18 protein-coding genes are annotated in these 18,459 nt (G+C 70.6%); 12 read left to right on the top strand and 6 right to left on the bottom strand.

The window, feature by feature from the left end; translation table 11 throughout:
- Positions 1 to 3: 3 nt before the first annotated feature.
- The gene (locus HNR02_RS17970; RefSeq protein ID WP_179774299.1) at positions 4 to 345 is read right to left on the bottom strand and encodes an oxidoreductase; all 342 of its coding nucleotides are present in this window, start codon (positions 343 to 345) and stop codon (positions 4 to 6) included.
- Between the two features lie 138 nt (positions 346 to 483).
- Here HNR02_RS17970 and lpdA point away from each other — a divergent pair, with 138 nt between their 5' ends.
- The 5 genes from lpdA to lipB all read left to right on the top strand — a co-directional run bounded on the left by lpdA (position 484) and on the right by lipB (position 6,012).
- Entirely contained in the window at positions 484 to 1,857 is a 1,374-nt protein-coding gene (gene lpdA / locus HNR02_RS17965; RefSeq protein WP_179774298.1) for a dihydrolipoyl dehydrogenase, read from the top strand.
- Between the two features lie 40 nt (positions 1,858 to 1,897).
- Complete coding sequence (gene sucB / locus HNR02_RS17960; RefSeq protein ID WP_179774297.1) at positions 1,898 to 3,646, top strand: 2-oxoglutarate dehydrogenase, E2 component, dihydrolipoamide succinyltransferase; 1,749 nt, start codon at positions 1,898 to 1,900, stop codon at positions 3,644 to 3,646.
- A gap of 101 nt (positions 3,647 to 3,747) precedes the next feature.
- Complete coding sequence (locus tag HNR02_RS17955) at positions 3,748 to 4,629, top strand: TIGR01777 family oxidoreductase (protein WP_179774296.1); 882 nt, start codon at positions 3,748 to 3,750, stop codon at positions 4,627 to 4,629.
- Positions 4,626 to 5,258 carry a phosphatase PAP2 family protein gene (locus HNR02_RS17950; RefSeq protein WP_179774295.1) on the top strand — a complete coding sequence of 211 codons (633 nt, stop codon included), beginning with the start codon at positions 4,626 to 4,628 and terminating at the stop codon, positions 5,256 to 5,258. Before HNR02_RS17955 ends, HNR02_RS17950 begins: the two co-directional genes overlap by 4 nt.
- A gap of 10 nt (positions 5,259 to 5,268) precedes the next feature.
- Positions 5,269 to 6,012, top strand: coding sequence for a lipoyl(octanoyl) transferase LipB (lipB, locus tag HNR02_RS17945; protein WP_376772878.1), 744 nt, complete (start codon positions 5,269 to 5,271; stop codon positions 6,010 to 6,012).
- Between the two features lie 22 nt (positions 6,013 to 6,034).
- Here the strand turns inward: lipB and HNR02_RS17940 are convergent, their stop codons facing one another.
- Both HNR02_RS17940 and HNR02_RS17935 read right to left on the bottom strand, forming a co-directional pair.
- Positions 6,035 to 6,967 (bottom strand): LLM class F420-dependent oxidoreductase, encoded by a 933-nt coding sequence (locus HNR02_RS17940; RefSeq protein WP_179774293.1) that lies wholly within the window; start codon positions 6,965 to 6,967, stop codon positions 6,035 to 6,037.
- A 13-nt stretch (positions 6,968 to 6,980) separates the two neighbouring features.
- Entirely contained in the window at positions 6,981 to 7,574 is a 594-nt protein-coding gene (locus HNR02_RS17935; protein ID WP_179774292.1) for a TetR/AcrR family transcriptional regulator, read from the bottom strand.
- Between the two features lie 128 nt (positions 7,575 to 7,702).
- Here HNR02_RS17935 and HNR02_RS17930 point away from each other — a divergent pair, with 128 nt between their 5' ends.
- The 4 genes from HNR02_RS17930 to HNR02_RS17915 all read left to right on the top strand — a co-directional run bounded on the left by HNR02_RS17930 (position 7,703) and on the right by HNR02_RS17915 (position 10,967).
- Complete coding sequence (locus HNR02_RS17930; protein WP_179774291.1) at positions 7,703 to 8,197, top strand: TetR/AcrR family transcriptional regulator; 495 nt, start codon at positions 7,703 to 7,705, stop codon at positions 8,195 to 8,197.
- Between the two features lie 20 nt (positions 8,198 to 8,217).
- Entirely contained in the window at positions 8,218 to 9,162 is a 945-nt protein-coding gene (locus HNR02_RS17925; protein WP_179774290.1) for an oxidoreductase, read from the top strand.
- 36 nt (positions 9,163 to 9,198) lie between these two features.
- Positions 9,199 to 10,200, top strand: coding sequence for a lipoyl synthase (gene lipA, locus HNR02_RS17920; RefSeq protein WP_179774289.1), 1,002 nt, complete (start codon positions 9,199 to 9,201; stop codon positions 10,198 to 10,200).
- A 101-nt stretch (positions 10,201 to 10,301) separates the two neighbouring features.
- Positions 10,302 to 10,967, top strand: coding sequence for a DedA family protein (locus HNR02_RS17915; protein ID WP_179774288.1), 666 nt, complete (start codon positions 10,302 to 10,304; stop codon positions 10,965 to 10,967).
- Positions 10,968 to 11,016: 49 nt separating this feature from the next.
- Here the strand turns inward: HNR02_RS17915 and HNR02_RS17910 are convergent, their stop codons facing one another.
- Both HNR02_RS17910 and HNR02_RS17905 read right to left on the bottom strand, forming a co-directional pair.
- On the bottom strand, positions 11,017 to 11,724 hold the full coding sequence (locus HNR02_RS17910) for a copper homeostasis protein CutC (protein WP_179774287.1): 708 nt from the start codon (positions 11,722 to 11,724) through the stop codon (positions 11,017 to 11,019).
- A gap of 19 nt (positions 11,725 to 11,743) precedes the next feature.
- The gene (locus tag HNR02_RS17905) at positions 11,744 to 13,666 is read right to left on the bottom strand and encodes an acyl-CoA dehydrogenase family protein (RefSeq protein ID WP_179774286.1); all 1,923 of its coding nucleotides are present in this window, start codon (positions 13,664 to 13,666) and stop codon (positions 11,744 to 11,746) included.
- Positions 13,667 to 13,820: 154 nt separating this feature from the next.
- Here HNR02_RS17905 and HNR02_RS17900 point away from each other — a divergent pair, with 154 nt between their 5' ends.
- The 3 genes from HNR02_RS17900 to HNR02_RS17890 all read left to right on the top strand — a co-directional run bounded on the left by HNR02_RS17900 (position 13,821) and on the right by HNR02_RS17890 (position 16,834).
- Complete coding sequence (locus HNR02_RS17900; RefSeq protein ID WP_179774285.1) at positions 13,821 to 14,690, top strand: patatin-like phospholipase family protein; 870 nt, start codon at positions 13,821 to 13,823, stop codon at positions 14,688 to 14,690.
- A 124-nt stretch (positions 14,691 to 14,814) separates the two neighbouring features.
- Positions 14,815 to 16,038 carry a L,D-transpeptidase gene (locus tag HNR02_RS17895; RefSeq protein WP_179774284.1) on the top strand — a complete coding sequence of 408 codons (1,224 nt, stop codon included), beginning with the start codon at positions 14,815 to 14,817 and terminating at the stop codon, positions 16,036 to 16,038.
- Between the two features lie 40 nt (positions 16,039 to 16,078).
- A complete protein-coding gene (locus tag HNR02_RS17890) occupies positions 16,079 to 16,834 on the top strand; it encodes an SIR2 family NAD-dependent protein deacylase (RefSeq protein WP_179774283.1) in 756 nt (251 codons plus the stop codon).
- On the opposite strand, the gene HNR02_RS17885 is transcribed toward HNR02_RS17890, so the two are convergent.
- Positions 16,824 to 18,002: a low temperature requirement protein A gene (locus HNR02_RS17885; RefSeq protein WP_179774282.1), complete on the bottom strand. Its 1,179-nt coding sequence runs from the start codon at positions 18,000 to 18,002 to the stop codon at positions 16,824 to 16,826. The genes HNR02_RS17890 and HNR02_RS17885 overlap by 11 nt on opposite strands.
- Positions 18,003 to 18,459 lie beyond the last annotated feature (457 nt).

Genomic DNA, 18,459 nt, shown 5'->3' with positions numbered 1-18,459 from the left:
CAGTCAGCTCTGCTGCCGCTTCCGGCGCTGCGTGTATTCGCGCATGCGCTGGGGGTAACCGACTTTCGCGACCTCGTAAACCGGGATCGACTGCTTGCGCCCGAACTGCTGCGCGGCGTCCAGGCTGCCGATCCGGCGGCGGGTCCATTCGCCGTCGTGCGCGATCAGGACGACGGTGGTCTCGGTGACCGTCGTGCGTGGCTCGACGAACGCCTCGACGCCGCGTCGCGCGGCCGCCCAGCCCTCCAGATGCCGCAGGTCGGCGTCACTGGCACTGCGCAGCGTGCCGGGCTTCCCGGCACCGCGTCTGCGCTTCAGACCGTCGAACAATCCCACCTCGACCACCTCATCCCGTCCTGCCCTCCCCCGCCATTATCCCGGCGATCAGAAGTGCGCCGATTAACACACCCGGCTACCTCGCAGGGCCTGACTCCTTAGTGACAAGATGATGAGGGTTTGGACGTAAAACGAGGAGTAAGTGACGTGAGCGACGCTGGCGCCGACCTGGTGATCCTCGGTGGCGGATCCGGCGGCTACGCCGCGGCTTTCCGCGCCGCGGAGCTGGGCCAGTCCGTCATCCTGATCGAGAAGGACAAGCTGGGCGGGACGTGCCTGCACCGCGGCTGCATCCCGACGAAGGCCCTGCTCCACGCCGCGGAGGTCGCCGACAGCGCCCGCGACGGTGAGCAGTTCGGCGTGAAGACCACGCTGGAGGGCGTCGACATCGCCGGCGTCCACAAGTACAAGGACGGCGTCGTCAGCCGCCTCTACAAGGGACTGCAGGGCCTGGCGAAGGCCCACAAGGTCACGCTCGTCGAGGGCACCGGCACGTTCGTCGGCGGCACCACGGTCGAGGTCGACGGCACCCGCTACACGGGCAAGAACCTGATCCTGGCCACCGGTTCCTACTCCAGGACCCTGCCCGGCCTCGAACTGGGCGGCCGGATCATCGCCAGCGACGAGGCGCTGAGCCTCGACTGGATCCCGGAGAAGGTCGTCGTGCTCGGCGGCGGCGTCATCGGCGTCGAGTTCGCCAGCGTGTGGGCCTCCTTCGGCGTCGACGTCACGATCGTCGAGGCGCTGCCGCGGCTCGTGCCGAACGAGGACGAGTTCGCCTCGAAGCAGCTGGAGCGCGCGTTCCGGCGCCGCAAGATCGGCTTCAAGACCGGCGTGAAGTTCACCGGCGCCAAGCAGGACGACAACGGCGTCAGCGTCGCACTGGAGTCGGGCGAGACGCTGGAGGCGGACCTGCTGCTGGTCGCCGTCGGCCGCGGCCCCAACACCGCCGGCCACGGCTACGAGGAGTCCGGCGTGCGGATGGAGCGCGGTTTCGTCCTCACCGACGAGCGCCTGCGCACCAACCTCCCGAACGTGTACGCGGTCGGCGACATCGTGCCCGGCCTGCAGCTCGCGCACCGCGGTTTCCAGCAGGGCATCTTCGTGGCCGAGGAGATCGCCGGGCTGCACCCGAAGGCGATCGACGAGGCCGGCATCCCGCGCGTCACCTACAGCCACCCGGAGGTCGCCTCCGTCGGCCTGACCGAGGCGGCGGCGAAGGAGCGCCACGGCAACGACGTGCAGACGGTCACCTACGACCTCGCGGGCAACGGCAAGAGCCAGATTCTCAAGACTTCCGGCGCGATCAAGGTGATCAAGGCGCCGGACGGGCCGGTGGTGGGCCTGCACCTGGTCGGCGACCGGGTCGGCGAACTGATCGGCGAGGCCCAGCTGATCTACAACTGGGAAGCCTTCCCGGAGGATGTCGCTCCGCTGATCCACGCCCACCCGACCCAGACCGAGGCCCTCGGCGAAGCACACCTTGCCCTGGCCGGCAAGCCACTGCACGTGCACAGCTGACCGGACCGCAGCCGACAAGATTCAAGGGAGTCAATTCACGATGGCCTTCTCCGTCACACTGCCGGAGCTCGGGGAGAGCGTTACCGAGGGCACCGTCACCCGGTGGCTGAAGCAGGAAGGCGACACGGTCGCGGTCGACGAGCCTTTGCTGGAGATTTCGACCGACAAGGTCGACACCGAGGTACCGTCGCCGGTCGCGGGCACGCTGCAGAAGATCACGGCACAGGAGGACGAGACCGTCGAGGTCGGCGGCGAACTCGCCGTGATCGACGACGGTTCGGGCGGGGGTTCCGCCGCGCCCGCGCCCGCCGAGGAGCCCGCGCAGCAGTCCCAGCCGGAGCCGCAGCCCGAGCCGCAGCAGCAGCAGGCCGCGCCGCAGCAGGAGGCGCAGCCCGCGCCCAGCGGATCCGCCCAGGGCACGCCGGTCACGCTGCCGGAACTGGGCGAGAGCGTCACCGAGGGCACCGTCACCCGCTGGCTCAAGGCCGTGGGCGACAAGGTCGAGGTGGACGAGCCGCTGCTGGAGATCTCGACCGACAAGGTCGACACCGAGGTTCCCTCGCCGATCGCGGGCACGCTGCTGGAGATCAGCGCGCAGGAGGACGAGACCGTCGAGGTCGGCGGCACGCTGGCCGTGATCGGTGACGCGAGCGCGGCACCGGCGCCCGCGCCACAGCAGCCGGCCCCGCAGCCGGAGCAGCAGAAGGCCCCGGAGCCCAAGCCCGAGCCGAAGCCGGAACCGAAGCCCGAGCCCGCCCCGGCTCCGGCCGCGCAGGCCCCGGCTCCGAAGCAGCCCGAGGCGCAGCCCGCGGGCGACGGCAACGGCAGCGGTCCCTACGTCACCCCGCTGGTGCGCAAGCTCGCCAGCGAGCACGGCATCGACCTGGCGTCGGTGACCGGCAGCGGTGTCGGTGGCCGCATCCGCAAGCAGGACGTGCTGGCGGCGGCCGAGGCGAAGCAGAAGCAGAGCGCCCCGGCCGCCCAGGCTCCCGCGGCCCAGGCCCCGGCCGCCGCGGCCCCGAGCGCCGCCAAGGCCCCCGCGGCCCCGTCGCCGGAGCTGGCCGCGCTGCGTGGCACGACGCAGAAGGCGACGCGGATCCGCCAGGTCATCGCGCAGCGCACGCGCGAGTCGCTGCAGGGTTCGGCGCAGCTCACGCAGGTGTTCGAGGTCGACGTCACCAAGGTCGCCCGGCTCCGCCAGCAGGCCAAGGGCGCGTTCGCCGAGCGTGAGGGCGTCAAGCTCACGTTCCTGCCGTTCTTCGCCAAGGCGACGGTGGAGGCGCTCAAGGCGCACCCGAACATCAACGCCTACCTCAACGAGGAGTCCAAGGAGATCACCTACTTCGGCGAAGAGCACCTCGCCGTCGCGGTGGACACCGACCGTGGCCTGCTCTCGCCGGTCATCCACAAGGCCGGTGAGCTGAACCTGGCCGGTCTCGCCAGGGCGATCGCGGATGTCGCGGGCCGCACCCGCGCGAACAAGATCAAGCCGGACGAGCTGTCGGGCGGCACCTTCACGGTGACCAACCTGGGCAGCAACGGCGCCCTGTTCGACACGCCGATCATCAACCAGCCGCAGTCCGGGATCCTGGGCGTCGGCGCGGTGGTGAAGCGGCCGGTCGTGGTCACCGACGCCGAGGGGCAGGACACCATCGCCATCCGGTCGATGGCCTACCTGGCGCTGACCTACGACCACCGCCTGATCGACGGCGCCGACGCGGGCCGGTTCCTGACCACCATCAAGAACCGCCTGGAAGAGGGCCACTTCGAGGACGAGCTGGGTCTGTAAGAAGCCGGCCCGGGTGCCCCGCCTCCGTCCTGGAGGCGGGGCACTCGCGTGTTCGGCGGGGGCAGCGTGCGCGATCCGGCGGCGTGAGCAACGATCGGGGTATGCGTGTACTGATCGCCGGTTCCAGCGGGCTCCTCGGCTCGGCGCTCGTCGCCGCGCTGCGCGACTCGGGGCACGACGTGCGCCGTCTCGTGCGCCGCGACGCCCGTGCCGCGGACGAGCACTCGTGGGATCCGCCGGCGGGCCGGATCGACGACCGCGCGTTCGAGGACGTCTCCGTTGTGGTCAACCTGTGTGGTTCGCCGATGGGTCTGCGGTGGAGCGCGGCCCGCAAGCAGATGATCCGCGACAGCCGCGTCGAACCGACCGAGGTGCTCGCCGAGGCGGTCGCCGAGTACCGCATCCCCAGCCTCGTCAACGCCTCCGGGATCACCTACTACGGCGACACCGGCGACGAGGTCGTCACCGAGTCCGCGCCGCGGGGCAACGGGTTCCTGGCCGGCCTGTGCGGCTCGTGGGAGGACGCGACCGCGCCCGCGGCGGAGGCCGGGCTGCGCGTGGTGAACCTGCGCACCGGCCTGGTGCTCAGCGGCCGGGGCGGGCTGCTCGGCCCGCTCAAGCCGCTCTTTTCACTGGGCCTCGGTGGCAGGCTGGGCGACGGCAGGCAGTACATGCCGTGGATCAGCCTGCGTGATCACATTTCCGCGGTGCGGTTCCTCGTCGAGCACGAAACGCTGTCCGGTCCGGTCAACCTGTGCGCGCCGGAACCGGCCACCAACGCCGAGTTCACGAAGGCGCTCGGCCGGGTCCTGCGGCGGCCCGCACCGTGGTGGGTGCCCGGCTTCGCGCTGCGGGCCGCGCTCGGTGAGGTGGCCGACGAGATGGCGCTGATCTCGCAGCGCGCGGTGCCCGCCGTGCTGGAGAAGGCCGGGTTCACGTTCGTCCACACCGATCTCGACGGCGCGCTGGCGGTCGCCCTTTGACCCGGTGGATCCCGCTCGGCGGCGCGTTGTTCGTCCTGTTCATCGGACTGGGCGTGGCCGTGGCCCGGCCGCCGTTCGCCGTCGACCTGGCCGTCGCCGGGATGGTGCAGGGCTGGTGGCGGCACACGCCGGGTGAGATCGCGCAGGTCGTCAGCGACGTTTTCGGCCCGGTGGTCCCGGCGGCGTTCGCGATCGCACTGGCCGTCGCGATCGTCGTGTGCTGGCGCCGCGGGCTGCGGTTCCAGGCCGGGGTCACGCTGCGAGTGCTGGCGGTGCTGGCGATGACCCGGCTGGTGAGCGTCGTGTTCAAGCCGCTGTTCGTGCGCGACCGGCCACGCGAGTACCCGGAGTTCAGCTATCCGAGCGGGCACGTCGTGTCGATTTCCAGCACCGGGCTCGCGGCGGCGCTGCTGTGCGTGTGGCTGGCGCCGAAGCTGACGAAGTGGGTCGTGGCGTTCTTCTCGGTCGCGACCGTGCTGTGCGCGGCGAGCCGCGTGGTGCTCGGGGTGCACTGGGTCAGCGACACCGTCGGCGCCGTCCTCGGCGTGCTGGGGGTGGGTTTTCTCACGGCGTGGGCGGTGCGGTTGCTCCCGCCACAGCCCGTGCCTTCGGCGCCGCGGTCGGCGTAGTGTGCCAGTCGTGAGTCCACAGTCCTGCCGCGCCACCAGCAGTCCCGTCAGCGTCAAGAACGTCGGGACCATCGACTACCTGCAAGCCTGGGAGTTGCAGCGGGAGCTGGTGAACGCGCGGGCGGACTGCTCGGAGGCGCCGGACACACTGCTGCTGCTGGAGCACCCGTCGGTGTACACGGCGGGCAAGCGCACCGAGGACGACGACCGGCCCACCGACGGCACGCCGGTCGTCGACGTCGACCGCGGCGGCAAGATCACCTGGCACGGCCCCGGTCAGCTGGTCGGCTACCCGATCGTCAAGCTGGGCGACCCGATCGACGTCGTGCACTACGTGCGGCGGCTGGAGGAGGCGCTGATCAAGGTGTGCGACCAGTTCGGCGTCTACACCGGACGGGTCGAGGGCCGCAGCGGCGTGTGGGTGCCCGCCGACGAACGCGGGCCCGAGCGCAAGATCGCCGCCATCGGCATCCGCGTGCAGCGCGGCGTGACCATGCACGGCTTCGAGCTGAACTGCAACGCCGACCTGTCGGCGTTCGACAAGATCATCCCGTGCGGTATCCGGGACGTCGGCACGACTTCGCTGTCCCAGGAGCTGGACCGGGACGTGCCGGTCGCCGAAGCGCTGCCGCTGGCCCGCGACGCCGTCCTGGCCGCGCTGGACGGGGAGCTGCCGGTCTCCGAGGACCGCTGGCTGCGCCGCGAGGACGCCACGCCGTCCGCGCCCGGCGTGACCTTCGCCCTCCGGCCCTGAACCAGAGCCGGAGGGCGCGCGGTCACAGCTGCGGGGCGATCTCGGAGGCGATCAGCTCCAGGTGGTCCAGATCGGACAGGTCCAGCACCTGCAGGTACAGCCGGGTGATGCCGGTGGCCTCGCGGTAGCGGCCGATCTTGTCGACCACCTCGGCGGGCGTGCCTGCCAGGCCGTTCTCGCGGACCTCGGACGGCTCGCGGCCGATCGCCTCGGCACGGCGCGCGAACTCGGCCTCGTCCTTGCCGATCGCGACCACCTGGGCGACCGACCGGACGATCTCGCCCGGCTCGCGCCCGATCTCCCGGCACGCGTCCGCGACGCGCTCGAACTGCGCGGACGCGGTGGCCGCGTCGGTGAACGGCAGGTTGAACTCGTTGGCGAAGCGCGCCGCCAGCGCCGGGGTGCGCTTCTTTCCGGCCCCGCCGATGATCACCGGCGGGCGCGGGGACTGGGCCGGCTTGGGCAGCGCGGGCGCCTCGGCGAGCTGGTAGTGCTTGCCGTCGAAGGAGAACTTCTCGCCCTCGGGGGTCTCCCACAGGCCGGTGATGACCGCCAGCTGCTCGGCGTAGAGGTCGAAGCGCTCCTTGATCTCCGGCATCGGGATGCCGTAGGCGCGGTGCTCGGCGTCGTACCAGCCGGAGCCGAGACCGAAGTCCACGCGGCCGCCGGACATCTGGTCGACCTGCGCGACCGAGATCGCCAGGACCGACGGGTGCCGGAACGTCGCGGCGGTCACCAGGGTGCCGAGCCGGATGCGGGAGGTCTCGCGGGCCAGCGCGCCCAGGGTGACCCAGGCGTCGGTCGGGCCGGGCAGCCCGGAGGCGGAGCCCATGCTCAGGAAGTGGTCGGAACGGAAGAAGGCGTCGAAGCCGTTGTCCTCGGTCGCCTTGGCGACGCGGAGGAGGTCGTCGTAGCTCGCGCCCTGCTGGGGTTCGGTGAAGATCCTCAAGTCCACAGGACCAGCCTAGCTATGGCGTGCGCCGAACCCGGTGCAGGAGCTGCACGATCACCGCTTCGATCTGCGAGCCGACCTTCTTCGGGTCCGGTGAGCCGGCGATCTCGGTGGCCGCGCTGTGCAGGGCCCCGAACAGCAGCCGCGCGGTGATCTCGACCGGCACCTCGTCCAGCTCGCCCGCCTCGATGAGGTCCTCCAGGCTGAGGCGGATCAGCCCGAAGCTCGCCCTGTCCTCGGCCTCGCGCCAGCGCTCCCAGCCCATCACCACCGGCGCCTCGTGGATCGCGATCCGCTGGTAGGCCGGGTCGAGGCAGCTGGAGATGAACTCGCGCAGCCCGGCCAGCGCGCGGTCCCACGGCGTGCCGCTGCCGCCCATGATCTCTTCCAGGCGCCCGAAGACCTGGCTCTCGACCTTCTCGAAGGCCGCCTCGAACAACGCCTGTTTTCCAGTGAAATGGTGATAGAGCGCACCCTTGGTGACCCGCGCGCGCTTGGCGATCTCGTCCAGCGAAGTGCTCGCGTAGCCCCGTTTGGTGAACAGGTCCACCGCACTGTTCACCAGGGCCGACCGGGTGGATTCCGAATAGTCGAGACGCCTGGACCGCATTGTCACCACGCTCACAAGCGTACGCCGGTTCACCTTTCCATACCCGTGGTATGTTCGTCGTGTCGGCGCCATACCGACGGTATGCTGCAAACTCGGAGTATGGCCAGGGTCACAAGTGGGGAGGACCCATGAGCTGGAACGACTTCTACCGACGGCGCGACATCCTGGACGCCGTCCTGACCGCGGCGGCCCGCGATCCGCGGGGACCGCTGCCCTTCGAGAGCATCGCCGGAGCCGCGGAAGTCTTCGGAACGCGTGAGAACGTCGTGCTCGCCCTGCACTACAACTGGACCCGGACGCTGAGCGGGCATCTGCGGGCCGAGGCCGAGGGTGACGACCACGTCGACGCCGTCAAGCGGGCCTTCACCGCTGCCGTCCGGCGCAACCGCGTCCTCTACGAGGTGGTCTCCGCGCACCGGGACGAGTACCCGGCGCTGAGGGCCGCGCACCGCGCCGAGCAGGCGATGCTCGCCGTCTCGGCGGGGCTGGCCGAGCCCGGCGAGCCGTCCGGGGAGATCACCAAGGTCGGCGCCGCGTTCGAGGCGCTGTTGACGGACGGGCCGCGCCTGCGTCCGGAACGGCCGATCAACCGTCTGCTGCGGATGCTGGCCCCGAGCGCCTGACCCTCCCTAATATCGCGAACATGAAAAACTGGACCGAGGCCGACATTCCCGATCAGACGGGCCGCACGGTGCTGGTCACCGGCGCGAACTCCGGCCTCGGTCTGCAAACCGCGCTCGTGCTCGCGGGCCGGGGCGCGCGTGTGCTCATCGCGTGCCGCGATCCCGAACGTGGCGAGCAGGCGCTGCGCACCGTGTCCGCGCGGGCGGCCACCGCCCCCGAGCTGATTTCACTGGACCTCGCCGACCTCACCTCCGTGCGCGCGGCGGTGGCACGCGCCGAGGCGGTCACCGGCGGCACGCTCGACGTCCTGATCAACAACGCCGGCCTGATGGCCGCCCCGGAGTCCCGCACGGCGGACGGCTTCGAGTTGCAGTTCGGCACGAACTTCCTCGGCCACGCGGCGCTGACCTGGCTGCTGATGCCCGCGCTGCGCCGCGGCACGGACGCCCGCGTCGTGACGCTGTCCAGCCTCGCCGCCATCGGCGCCCGCGTCGACTTCGACGACCCGAACTTCGAGCACCGCCGCTACAACCCGGCGGTCGCGTACGGTCAGTCGAAGATCGCCAACCAGATCTTCGCGCTCGAACTGGACCGGCGTCTGCGGGCGGCCGGTGCGGACGTGATCAGCGTGGCCGCCCACCCCGGCTACACGTCCACGAACCTGAACCCGACCATGGCCCGCAACCAGCGCAACGCCGTCGTGCGCGGCATCGTCGGCGGCGTGACCTTCCTCGGCGATCTGCTCATCGCGCAGGGCGTCCGGACAGGTGCGCTGCCGTCGCTGGTCGCGGCCACCGCATCCGGCGTGAACGGCGGCGACTACATCGGGCCGCGCCACTTCGCCGGGGTGCGCGGCAACCCCACCGTGGTGCCGCCACTGCGCCCGGCGCTGGACCGCGAAACGGGCCGGAAGCTGTGGGAGCTGGCGGCCAAGATGACCGGTGTGACCCCCGACCCCGCGTAGGTCGTTTGCCCTTTTCGGGGGCGTAGTGTGGGGCGCGTGACTGTTGTGCCTGAAGGTCGGAAGCTGCTGCGGCTCGAGGTCCGCAACAGTGAAACCCCGATCGAGAAGAAGCCGTCCTGGATCAAGACCCGCGCGAAGATGGGGCCGGAGTTCACGGAACTCAAGGGCCTGGTGCGCCGGGAGGGCCTGCACACGGTCTGCGAAGAGGCGGGCTGCCCCAACATCTACGAATGCTGGGAGGACCGCGAGGCGACGTTCCTCATCGGCGGTGACCAGTGCACCCGCCGCTGCGACTTCTGCCAGATCGACACCGGCAAGCCCGCCGACCTGGACCGTGCGGAACCGCGCCGCGTCGCGGAGAGTGTCCAGGCGATGGGCCTGCGTTACTCGACCGTCACCGGCGTCGCCCGTGACGACCTCGAAGACGGCGGCGCCTGGCTGTACGCCGAGACCGTCCGCCAGATCCACGCGATGAACCCGGGCACCGGCGTCGAGCTGCTGATCCCGGACTTCAACGCCGACCCCGCCCAGCTGGCCGAGGTGTTCGGCTCCGCGCCCGAGGTGCTCGCGCACAACGTGGAGACCGTGCCGCGGATCTTCAAGCGCATCCGCCCCGGCTTCCGCTACGCGCGGTCGCTGGAGGTCATCACCCGTGCCCGCGAGGCCGGGCTGGTCACCAAGTCGAACCTGATCCTCGGCATGGGGGAAACCCCCGAGGAGGTCGAGCCCGCGATGCGCGACCTGGTGGACGCGGGCTGCGAGATCCTCACGATCACCCAGTACCTGCGCCCGTCGGTGCGCCACCACCCGGTGGACCGGTGGGTCAAGCCGGAGGAGTTCGTCGAGCACTCGAAGGCCGCCGAGGCCCTCGGTTTCGCCGGGGTGATGGCCGGGCCGCTGGTCCGTTCGTCCTACCGCGCCGGCCGCCTGTACGCGCAGACGAAGCGGCACCGCGGCGAGGCGCTGCCGGAGAACCTGTCGCACCTGGCCGAGGCCGGGCCCGCCGCGCAGGAGGCGAGCAGCCTGCTGACGCGCTGAAAGTCGGGGAATTCCCCTGACGAAAGTGCACCGCGGGCCCGATACCGTGCACGGTAGTTTGAAGGGGTCAGCAGGGGCATAACGGACAAGGGGATTCGCACGTGGCGCTGGTAACCGACATCCTGGAGTGGCTGCAAGCACTGCCGCAGCCGGCACTGGTCGGCGCGACCGGCGCGCTCGTGTTCGCCGAGTGCACCATCGGGCTGGGGTTCATCGCGCCCGGCGAGTCGGGTCTGCTGGTGGCCGCCACCACCGCGAACACCGCGCCGCGGTTCCTGATCCTGTGGGCGGTGGTGGCGGTGTGCGCCACGCTCGGCGACTCGCTGGGCTACGCGATCGGGCGAAGGTTCGGGCCACGGCTGCGCGAGACCAAGCTGATCCAGAAGTACGGCACGGAAGCGTGGGACAAGGCGACCGACGTGCTGCACCGGCGTGGCGCGTGGGCGGTGTTCTTCGCCCGGTTCCTGCCGGTGATCCGGACACTGACTCCCGCGGCGGCCGGGACGTCCGGTCTGGAGTTCCGGAAGTTCCTGCCCGCGGCGGCGGCCGGGGCGATCAGCTGGTCGCTGCTGCACATCAGCCTGGGCGCCGCACTCGGTGAGGCGGCCAAGCGCATCGAGGGGATCCTCAACACCGGCGGCCTGATCGTGATCGGGGTGCTGGTCGCGGTGGGGCTGTTCTTCCTGCTGCGGTGGAAGCGCAAGAAGACCATGGGCAAGACCGCCGAGGTTGCGCAGGAACCCTCCGAGGCGAGCAACGCCGAGTAGCCCGAGCCGGAACGGGGAACTCGCGCTCGGGAACGTGGGACTCGCGCGGTCAGCGGGTGGCGGCGATCAGCTCCTTGGCCGCCTCCACGTCCAGGGTCGCGTGCCCGCCGAAGTCCACCGGGCCGGCGGCGACCCGCTCGGCCGGGCGGCGGGGCGCCGCGTGCACGTCCCGCACGCCCGTCGCCTCCAGCACCTCCCGCACGTTGTGCGGCCGGATCCCGCCGCACGCCATGATCGTCAGGCGGTCACCGGCCGCCTCCCGCAGCCGCGAGAGCACCGGGGCGCCTTCCAGCGCCGTGGGCGCCCGGCCGGAAGTCAGCACCCGCCGCACGCCCAGCGAGGCCAGCTCCTCCACCGCCTCCAGCGGGTCCGCGCACACGTCGATCGCGCGGTGGAAGGTCACCTCACGTCCGGAAGCCGCCGCCACCAGCTCGCCCACCACGACCCGGTCCACCGTGCCCGCACCGGTGAGCGCCCCGGCCACCACACCCGCCGCCCCGGCCGCGACGGCGTGCCGGACGTCGGCGAGCATGGCGTCCACTTCGGCAGGCGCGTAGCGGAAACCGCCGTCCCGCGGGCGGATCAGCACGTGCACCCCGGCGCGCGTGCAGCGCGCCAGGGTCGCGGCGAGCAGGCCAGGCCCCGGAGTCAACCCGCCCAGCGCTCCCGCGGCGCACAGCTCGACGCGGTCCGCGCCGAGCCGGTCCGCCGCGATCGCACCGTCCACAGTGTCCGTGCTCAGCTCCACGAAGGTCACCGCCCAGTGGTACCACGGCTCAGCCCGTCGCGTACCGCCGTGCGACGTCGTCCTCCGTGGACGCGCCCGCCCGCCAGTCCGCGATCCACGGCCCGGTGCCCTCGCTCGGGTCCAGGACGCCCTCCTCCAGCCAGGTGTAGGCACCGTCCATGATGCGGCCGGTGATCCGGCGGTCGGCGTCGTCGGTGTTGCGCCACAGGCCGTCGAACAGCATCTCGATCCGCACCCGCGCCTGGCGGCAGAACACGTCGGCCAGCTCGTAGGCGGCCGCACCCTCGTACGGGTCGTCCTCGCGCTGCATCTCCGCGCGCACGCACGCGGCGGACATCGCGAACAGCTCGGCGCCGATGTCGACGATCCGGCCCAGGAACCCCTGCCGCCGCTCCAGCCCGGCCTGCCACCGCGCCATGCCGTAGAACGTCGACCGCGCCAGCTTGCGGGCCGTGCGCTCGACGTAGCGCAGATGCGGGGCGAGCGCCCCGAACTCGCCGAACGACGTCGGCACCTGGCCGCGCCCGGTCACCAGCTGCGGGAGCCACTTCGCGTAGAACCCGCTGGCCTTCGCGGCCGCTTTCGCCTTGGCGGGCAGGTCCGCCTCCAGGTCCGCGAGCGCCCCGGCGGCGGCCAGGTGCGCGTCGACCGCCTCGCGCGCGATGAGCAGGTGCATGATTTCGGTCGAGCCTTCGAAGATGCGGTTGATCCGCAGGTCCCGCACCAGTTGTTCGACGCCGACCGCCCGCTCGCCGCGCGCCGCCAGCGACTGGGCGGTCTCGTAGCCGCGGCCGCCGCGGATCTGCATCAGCTCGTCGGCGATCCGGCAGGACATTTCGCTGGCCCACAGCTTCGCGAGCGCGGCCTCGATGCGGATGTCGTTGCGGCCCTCGTCGCTCATGTGCCCGGACAGCTCCTGCACGCTCTCCAGGGCGTACGTCGTCGCGGCGATGAACGACATCTTGTTCGCCACGGCCTCGTGCCCGGCGATCGGCTTGCCCCACTGCACCCGCGCCGCGGACCACTCGCGCGCGATCTTGAGGCACCACTTGCCCGCGCCCGCGCACATCGACGGGATGGACAGCCGCCCGGTGTTCAGCGTCGCGAGCGCGATCTTGAGACCCTTGCCCTCACCGCCGACGACCGCGTCGGCGGGCACCTTGACCTGGTGGAACCGGGTGACCCCGTTCTCGATCCCGCGCAGCCCCATGAACGAGTTGCGGCGTTCGACGGTGATGCCGGGTGAATCCATCTCGACGATGAAGGCGGTGATCCCGCCGCGGCGCCCCTCGCCGCCCGGCACCCGGGCCATCACCACGACCAGTTCGGCCACGACACCGTTGGTGGTCCACAGCTTCACGCCGTCGAGCAGGTAGCCGTCCTCGGTGGGTGTCGCCGTGGTCGCCAGGCGCGCCGGGTCGGAGCCGACGTCGGGCTCGGTGAGCAGGAACGCGGTGACCGCGCCCTTCGCGCAGCGCGGCAGGAACTTCGCCTTCTGCTCGGGCGTGCCGGCCAGTTTGAGCGGTTCGGGCACGCCGATCGACTGGTGCGCGGACAGCAGCACGCCGAGCGTCGGGTGCACCGAGCCGAGCAGCGCCAGCGCGCGGTTGTAGGCCACCTGCGTCAGCCCGAGCCCGCCGTACTCGACGGGGATTTTGATCCCGAAGCAGCCCAGCTCGGTCAGTCCCTTGACGTACTCGTCGGGGATGCGTGCCTCACGCTCGATGACGGTGCCGTCGAGCGTTTCGGCGTACTCGCGCAGGCGGGTGAGGAACTGCTCGGCCTTCGCGTCTGCCGCCGGTTCGGCTCGCGGGTGGGGGTGGATGAGGTCGAGGGAGAAGCGGCCGAGGTAGAGCTCCTTGGCGAACGACGGCTTGCGCCAGCCGCTCTCCCTGGCCTCCTCGGCGACCGCTCGTGCTTCCTTCTCCGTCACCTTCGGCTGATCAACCACCGAACACCTCCACGGTGCGACGTCAAGTCATTGTGACCAGTGTTACTCACCGGTAGCGCGAAGGGAACCCCCTCGTCCGGGGTGGTGAATGCCACCGGTGTTTCCGATGGCGGCGCCCCGCGGCGCGGAGCACCATGCGAGTGGAGGTGGTCCGATGGGCGGGGTGGACCTTCCGGAGCCGGTCGGGTTCGTGCTCGGCGGGGGCGGCAGTCTCGGCGCGATGCAGGTCGGCATGCTGCGCGCGCTCGGCGAGGCCGGGATCCGGCCCGGCGTCGTGACGGGCACGTCCGTGGGTTCGCTCAACGGCGCCGTGCTCGCGCTCGACCCGGACGACGCCGGCGAGCGGCTGCGCAAGACGTGGACGCACCTGACCCGGCACGAGGCCTTCCCGGGCGGCGTGCTCAGCCAGGTCCGCACGCTGCGGCACGCCAAGACCCACCTGTTCCCCAATTCCGGCCTGGCCGCGATCGTCGACGAGCACCTCGGTCCCGGCACGAAGTTCGAAGACCTCGCGCTGCCGCTGGGTGTCGTCGCGACCGACGTCGACACGGCCGAAGCACGCCTGTTCACCTCCGGCGACCTGCGACCGCCGCTGCTGGCCAGCGCGGCGATCCCGGGGATCTACCCACCGATCGAGCACGAGGGTCACCTGCTCTACGACGGCGGGCTGGTCGCGAACGTGCCGATGCGGCAGGCGCTCGCGCTCGGCGCGAACTCGCTGGTGGTGCTGGACTGCGCGTTCCCCGGCCAGATCCCGTCGCCACCGCGCACGTTCGCCGAGGTGCTGATGTACACGGCGATGGTGAGCATGCGGAACCAGGCCGTGCTGGAGGCCCCGTTCGCGGCCGCCGAGGTCCCGGTGGTCTACCTGCCCGGACCGCGCCCGGTCCGCCTGAGCCCGCTGGACTTCAGCCGCACGGAAGAGCTGACGAACTCCTCCTACGAGGCGGCGCGGACCTACCTCGCCACGCTGGCGGTCGACGGGCCCGGCCTGTACGGCGGCCCCGGCGTGAAGGTCGTGTGACGCGGGGAAAACAGTGGTGACGCCGACCACTTCCGGACAACAAACCGGGTGGCACCACGTCTATCCGGGCGCGGTAGTTTTGATCCTTCCCCCTCGCCCAGACGATTTCCGACAAAGAGACCACATGACAGTCAAAAAGACTTTCCGTTCGTCCCGCAGAGCGCCGATCGCGGCCGGACTGCTCGCCGTGGCACTCTTTCTCCCGGCGTGCAGTTCCGGCGATTCGGGCAATTCGAACAACAGCGACACGGCGCGCGCGGCGGGTTCCAGCCAGGCACCCGCCGTGACCGTCTCGATCGATCCCGCGAACGCCCGGAACATCAGCCCCGCCACGCCGATCGTCGTCAAGGCGAGCAACGGCACCCTGACCGACGTGACGGTGCAGAACACCGCCAAGCACACCACGGTCAAGGGCGACTTCTCGGCCGACAGGACCACCTGGACCTCGTCGGAGCCGCTGGGCTACGGCAGCACCTACTCGGTCGACGCGCACGGCGCCGACAGCGGCGGCAAGACCGTCGACCAGCAGGGCGAGGTCACCACGCTCTCGCCGTCCAAGCAGGCCAACCCGAACATGATCCCGGCGCCGTCCGCGGTCGCCCAGACCGGTGTCGGAGTCGGCCAGCCGATCGTCTTCCAGTTCACCTACGCGGTGAAGAACAAGGCGGACGTGGAAAAGCAGCTGTCGGTGACGTCGAATCCGCCGCAGCAGGGCAGCTGGTACTGGATCGACGACAAGAACGTGCATTACCGGCCCAAGGAGTACTGGCAGCCGGGCACCACGCTGACCGTTTCCGCGAAGATCTACGGCGTCGATTTCGGCAACGGCGTCTACGGCGCGGAAGACCGCACGGAGACCTACCACGTGCACGATTCCTGGATCGCCAAGGCCGACGGCAACACCGAGCAGATGGACATCTACCACAACGGCTCGGTGGTGAAGACCATGCCGATCTCGATGGGCAAGGACTCCACACCGACGCACCTCGGCCCGCACGTCATCTCGTTCAAGGACGAGAACTACACCATGGACTCCTGCACCTACGGTGTCTGCCAGGGCGATCCGAACTGGTACCGCTCCGAGGAGAAGTGGTCGGCGCGCATCTCCAACGACGGCGAGTTCGTGCACGAGAACCCGAACAGCGTCGGCGCGCAGGGCAGTTCGAACGTGTCGCACGGCTGCATCAACCTCAACGCGGCCAACGCCGAGTGGTTCTTCAAGAACATGGGTCTCGGCGACGTCGTCGAGGTGACCAACTCGGGCGGCCAGCAGCTGCCGGTGTGGGACCTCTACGGCGACTGGGCGCTGTCCTGGGACAAGTGGCAGCAGGGCAGCGCGCTGAAGTGACGGTGTGGTGATCGCGGTTCCGGGGCACGATGATGGTGTCATGACTGCCCCGGAACTCGATCACGCGCGACGGCTCGTGGACGGCGCGTCCCGGATCGTCGCGCTCACCGGCGCCGGCATCTCCACCGAGTCGGGCATCCCGGACTTCCGGGGGCCGCAGGGGGTGTGGACGAAGAACCCGGCCGCGGAGAAGCTGTCGCACATCGACGACTACGTGGCCAGCCGCGAGGTGCGTGAACTGTCCTGGCAGGCGCGGCTGGACCACCCCGGGTGGTGGGCGCACCCGAACTCCGCGCACCTGGCGCTGGTCGAACTGGAGCGGCAGGGCAGGCTCGAAGCGATCCTCACGCAGAACATCGACGGACTGCACCAGAAGGCCGGCTCCGGCGAGCACCGGGTGGTGGAGCTGCACGGCACCATGGCCGACACGCTCTGCCTGTCCTGCGACGACCGGCGCGACATGCAGGAAACACTCGACCGGGTGCGGGCCGGTGAGTCCGATCCGGAATGCGAGATCTGCGGCGGGATCCTCAAGTCGGCCACCGTGTCGTTCGGGCAGATGCTCGACCCGGTGGTGATCGAGCGGGCCCAGGCGGCGGCCGTGTCCTGCGATCTGATGCTGGCGCTGGGCAGTTCCCTGACCGTGCACCCGGCCGCGGGGCTGGTGGAGATCGCGGCGGGCGCCGGAGCGCCGGTGATCATCGCCAACGCCTCCGAGACGCCCTACGACGACCTGGCCACGGTGGTGGTGCGCGATCCGCTGGGCGAGGTGCTGCCGTCGCTGGTCAGTCGCTGACCGGTTCGCCGTGGCCCGCGATCACGGTCGTGGCCACCAGGGCCGCCGCGAGCAGCGCCGTCACGTAGACCGGCACGGGCGTGAACGAGGACGCCAGTACCAGCAGTGCGGCGAGCGGGAAACCGACGGCGATCGGGCGGCATTCGTTGCGCGGGCCGACGTGCAGGAGCCACACGGAGAGCAGGAAGACGGCCACCGGCAGCGTCGTGGCGAGCGCGGCCACCAGGTCCGGTGCATGCCCCGCGTGGATCTCGTGGTCGATCGCCACCTCGATACCGACCCCGACGGCCGCCGCCGACGTGAAGATCAGGTAGTGGCCGAAACCCCACACGTACCCGTACCGGAACTGCGCCAGCCGCTCGTGGCCCGGCTGGTCGAAGTACAGCCACCACATCGCGAACACGAGCACCAGGCCCGCCGCCGCGACGAAGACCAGGTTCAGCACGTCGTGCCCGGAGTCGATCGCCTCCTTGACCGCGGTGGTGGCGCCGAGCACCGTCTCGCCGAGCACGATCAGCGTGAACAACCCGTACCGCTCGGCGATGTGGTGCCGGTGCCAGTTCGTCGGCGTCGGCACCTCGGCCCAGACCGGCACCGCGATCTCGGCCACCGCGAGCACGAGGAAACCCACCAGGAACCACGATTCCGGCAGCGCGAGCCACGCGATCCAGCACACCTGGACGACCGTGATGCCGAGCGCGTAGCGCCGCGCCGTCGGCCGGTGCTCCGGTGCCGTGACCGCGGCACGCAGCCACTGCGCGACCATCGCCAGCCGCATCAGCACGTAGCCGATCACGATGACGGTGAAATCGTCGTGGAACGCCTTGCCGATGCCCGCGGCGACCACCAGCGCGCCGCCGATCTGCACCAGCGTGAGCAGGCGGTACGGGCCGTCGTCGGTGTCGAACGCGGACGCGAACCAGGTGAAGTTGACCCAGCCCCACCAGATCGCGAAGAACACCAGCAGGAAACTCAGCACACCGTGGCCGACGTGGTTCTCCGCCAGCTGGTGGTGCAGTTCGGACGCCGCCTGCCCCACTGCGACGACGAAACACAGGTCGAACAACAACTCCAGCGGCGTCGCCACGCGATGCCGCTCATCACGGTCGCGTGAGAGCATCGGCCGGTACCAGACCCGGTACCGGCGGTCCGACGGCGCCACGGACATGCCGCATCCCCTCCCACTCGGCTGCTGCCCGCCCCATCCCAGCACATACGGCGGATGGGCCCGGCTCCCCCTCGTCCGGGCCCACCGCGTGGTGCCTCCCTGCCGCCGCACGATCCCCCGCGGACGCCGACGACACCAGCGCGAGAGTGACCCTGAGTGTCCGTTCTCGAGAGCCCGGAGCACGGTCCCCATCCCCGGAACCCGCTCCGCATCGCCACTGTCCGTAGCTGATACCGCGCCGTGAAGGCAAGACAAGGTTTACCCGGTCGCTCTGCGTAGATCCAGCTCCTGCGCAAAACTCTCACTCGTATGGAGCAGTAGTTGTCGCACTGAGTAGTTGATCGTTCGACGCGCGTGCTCGCCGGGCACGCGCGTCGGTGATCCTGACGCCGACGGTGAGGCCATACCCGACACGACCCACCGCGCCACGCCCGTGTCACTTGTTCATGCTCTCCGG

It is taken from the genome of Amycolatopsis endophytica (assembly GCF_013410405.1).
GTDB lineage: Bacteria > Actinomycetota > Actinomycetes > Mycobacteriales > Pseudonocardiaceae > Amycolatopsis_E > Amycolatopsis_E endophytica.
Note: the sequence above shows the minus strand (reverse complement) of the source record. Positions and strands in the feature narration are given on the sequence as shown.

Coding starts and splice junctions, on each gene's coding strand:
- sucB (WP_179774297.1), top strand. CDS start 1,898: ATGGCCTTCTCCGTCACACTGCCGGAGCTCGGGGAGAGCGTTACCGAG.
- HNR02_RS17955 (WP_179774296.1), top strand. CDS start 3,748: ATGCGTGTACTGATCGCCGGTTCCAGCGGGCTCCTCGGCTCGGCGCTC.
- HNR02_RS17935 (WP_179774292.1), bottom strand. CDS start 7,574: ATGCGGTCCAGGCGTCTCGACTATTCGGAATCCACCCGGTCGGCCCTG.
- HNR02_RS17930 (WP_179774291.1), top strand. CDS start 7,703: ATGAGCTGGAACGACTTCTACCGACGGCGCGACATCCTGGACGCCGTC.
- HNR02_RS17925 (WP_179774290.1), top strand. CDS start 8,218: ATGAAAAACTGGACCGAGGCCGACATTCCCGATCAGACGGGCCGCACG.
- HNR02_RS17900 (WP_179774285.1), top strand. CDS start 13,821: ATGGGCGGGGTGGACCTTCCGGAGCCGGTCGGGTTCGTGCTCGGCGGG.
- HNR02_RS17895 (WP_179774284.1), top strand. CDS start 14,815: ATGACAGTCAAAAAGACTTTCCGTTCGTCCCGCAGAGCGCCGATCGCG.
- HNR02_RS17890 (WP_179774283.1), top strand. CDS start 16,079: ATGACTGCCCCGGAACTCGATCACGCGCGACGGCTCGTGGACGGCGCG.
- HNR02_RS17885 (WP_179774282.1), bottom strand. CDS start 18,002: ATGTCCGTGGCGCCGTCGGACCGCCGGTACCGGGTCTGGTACCGGCCG.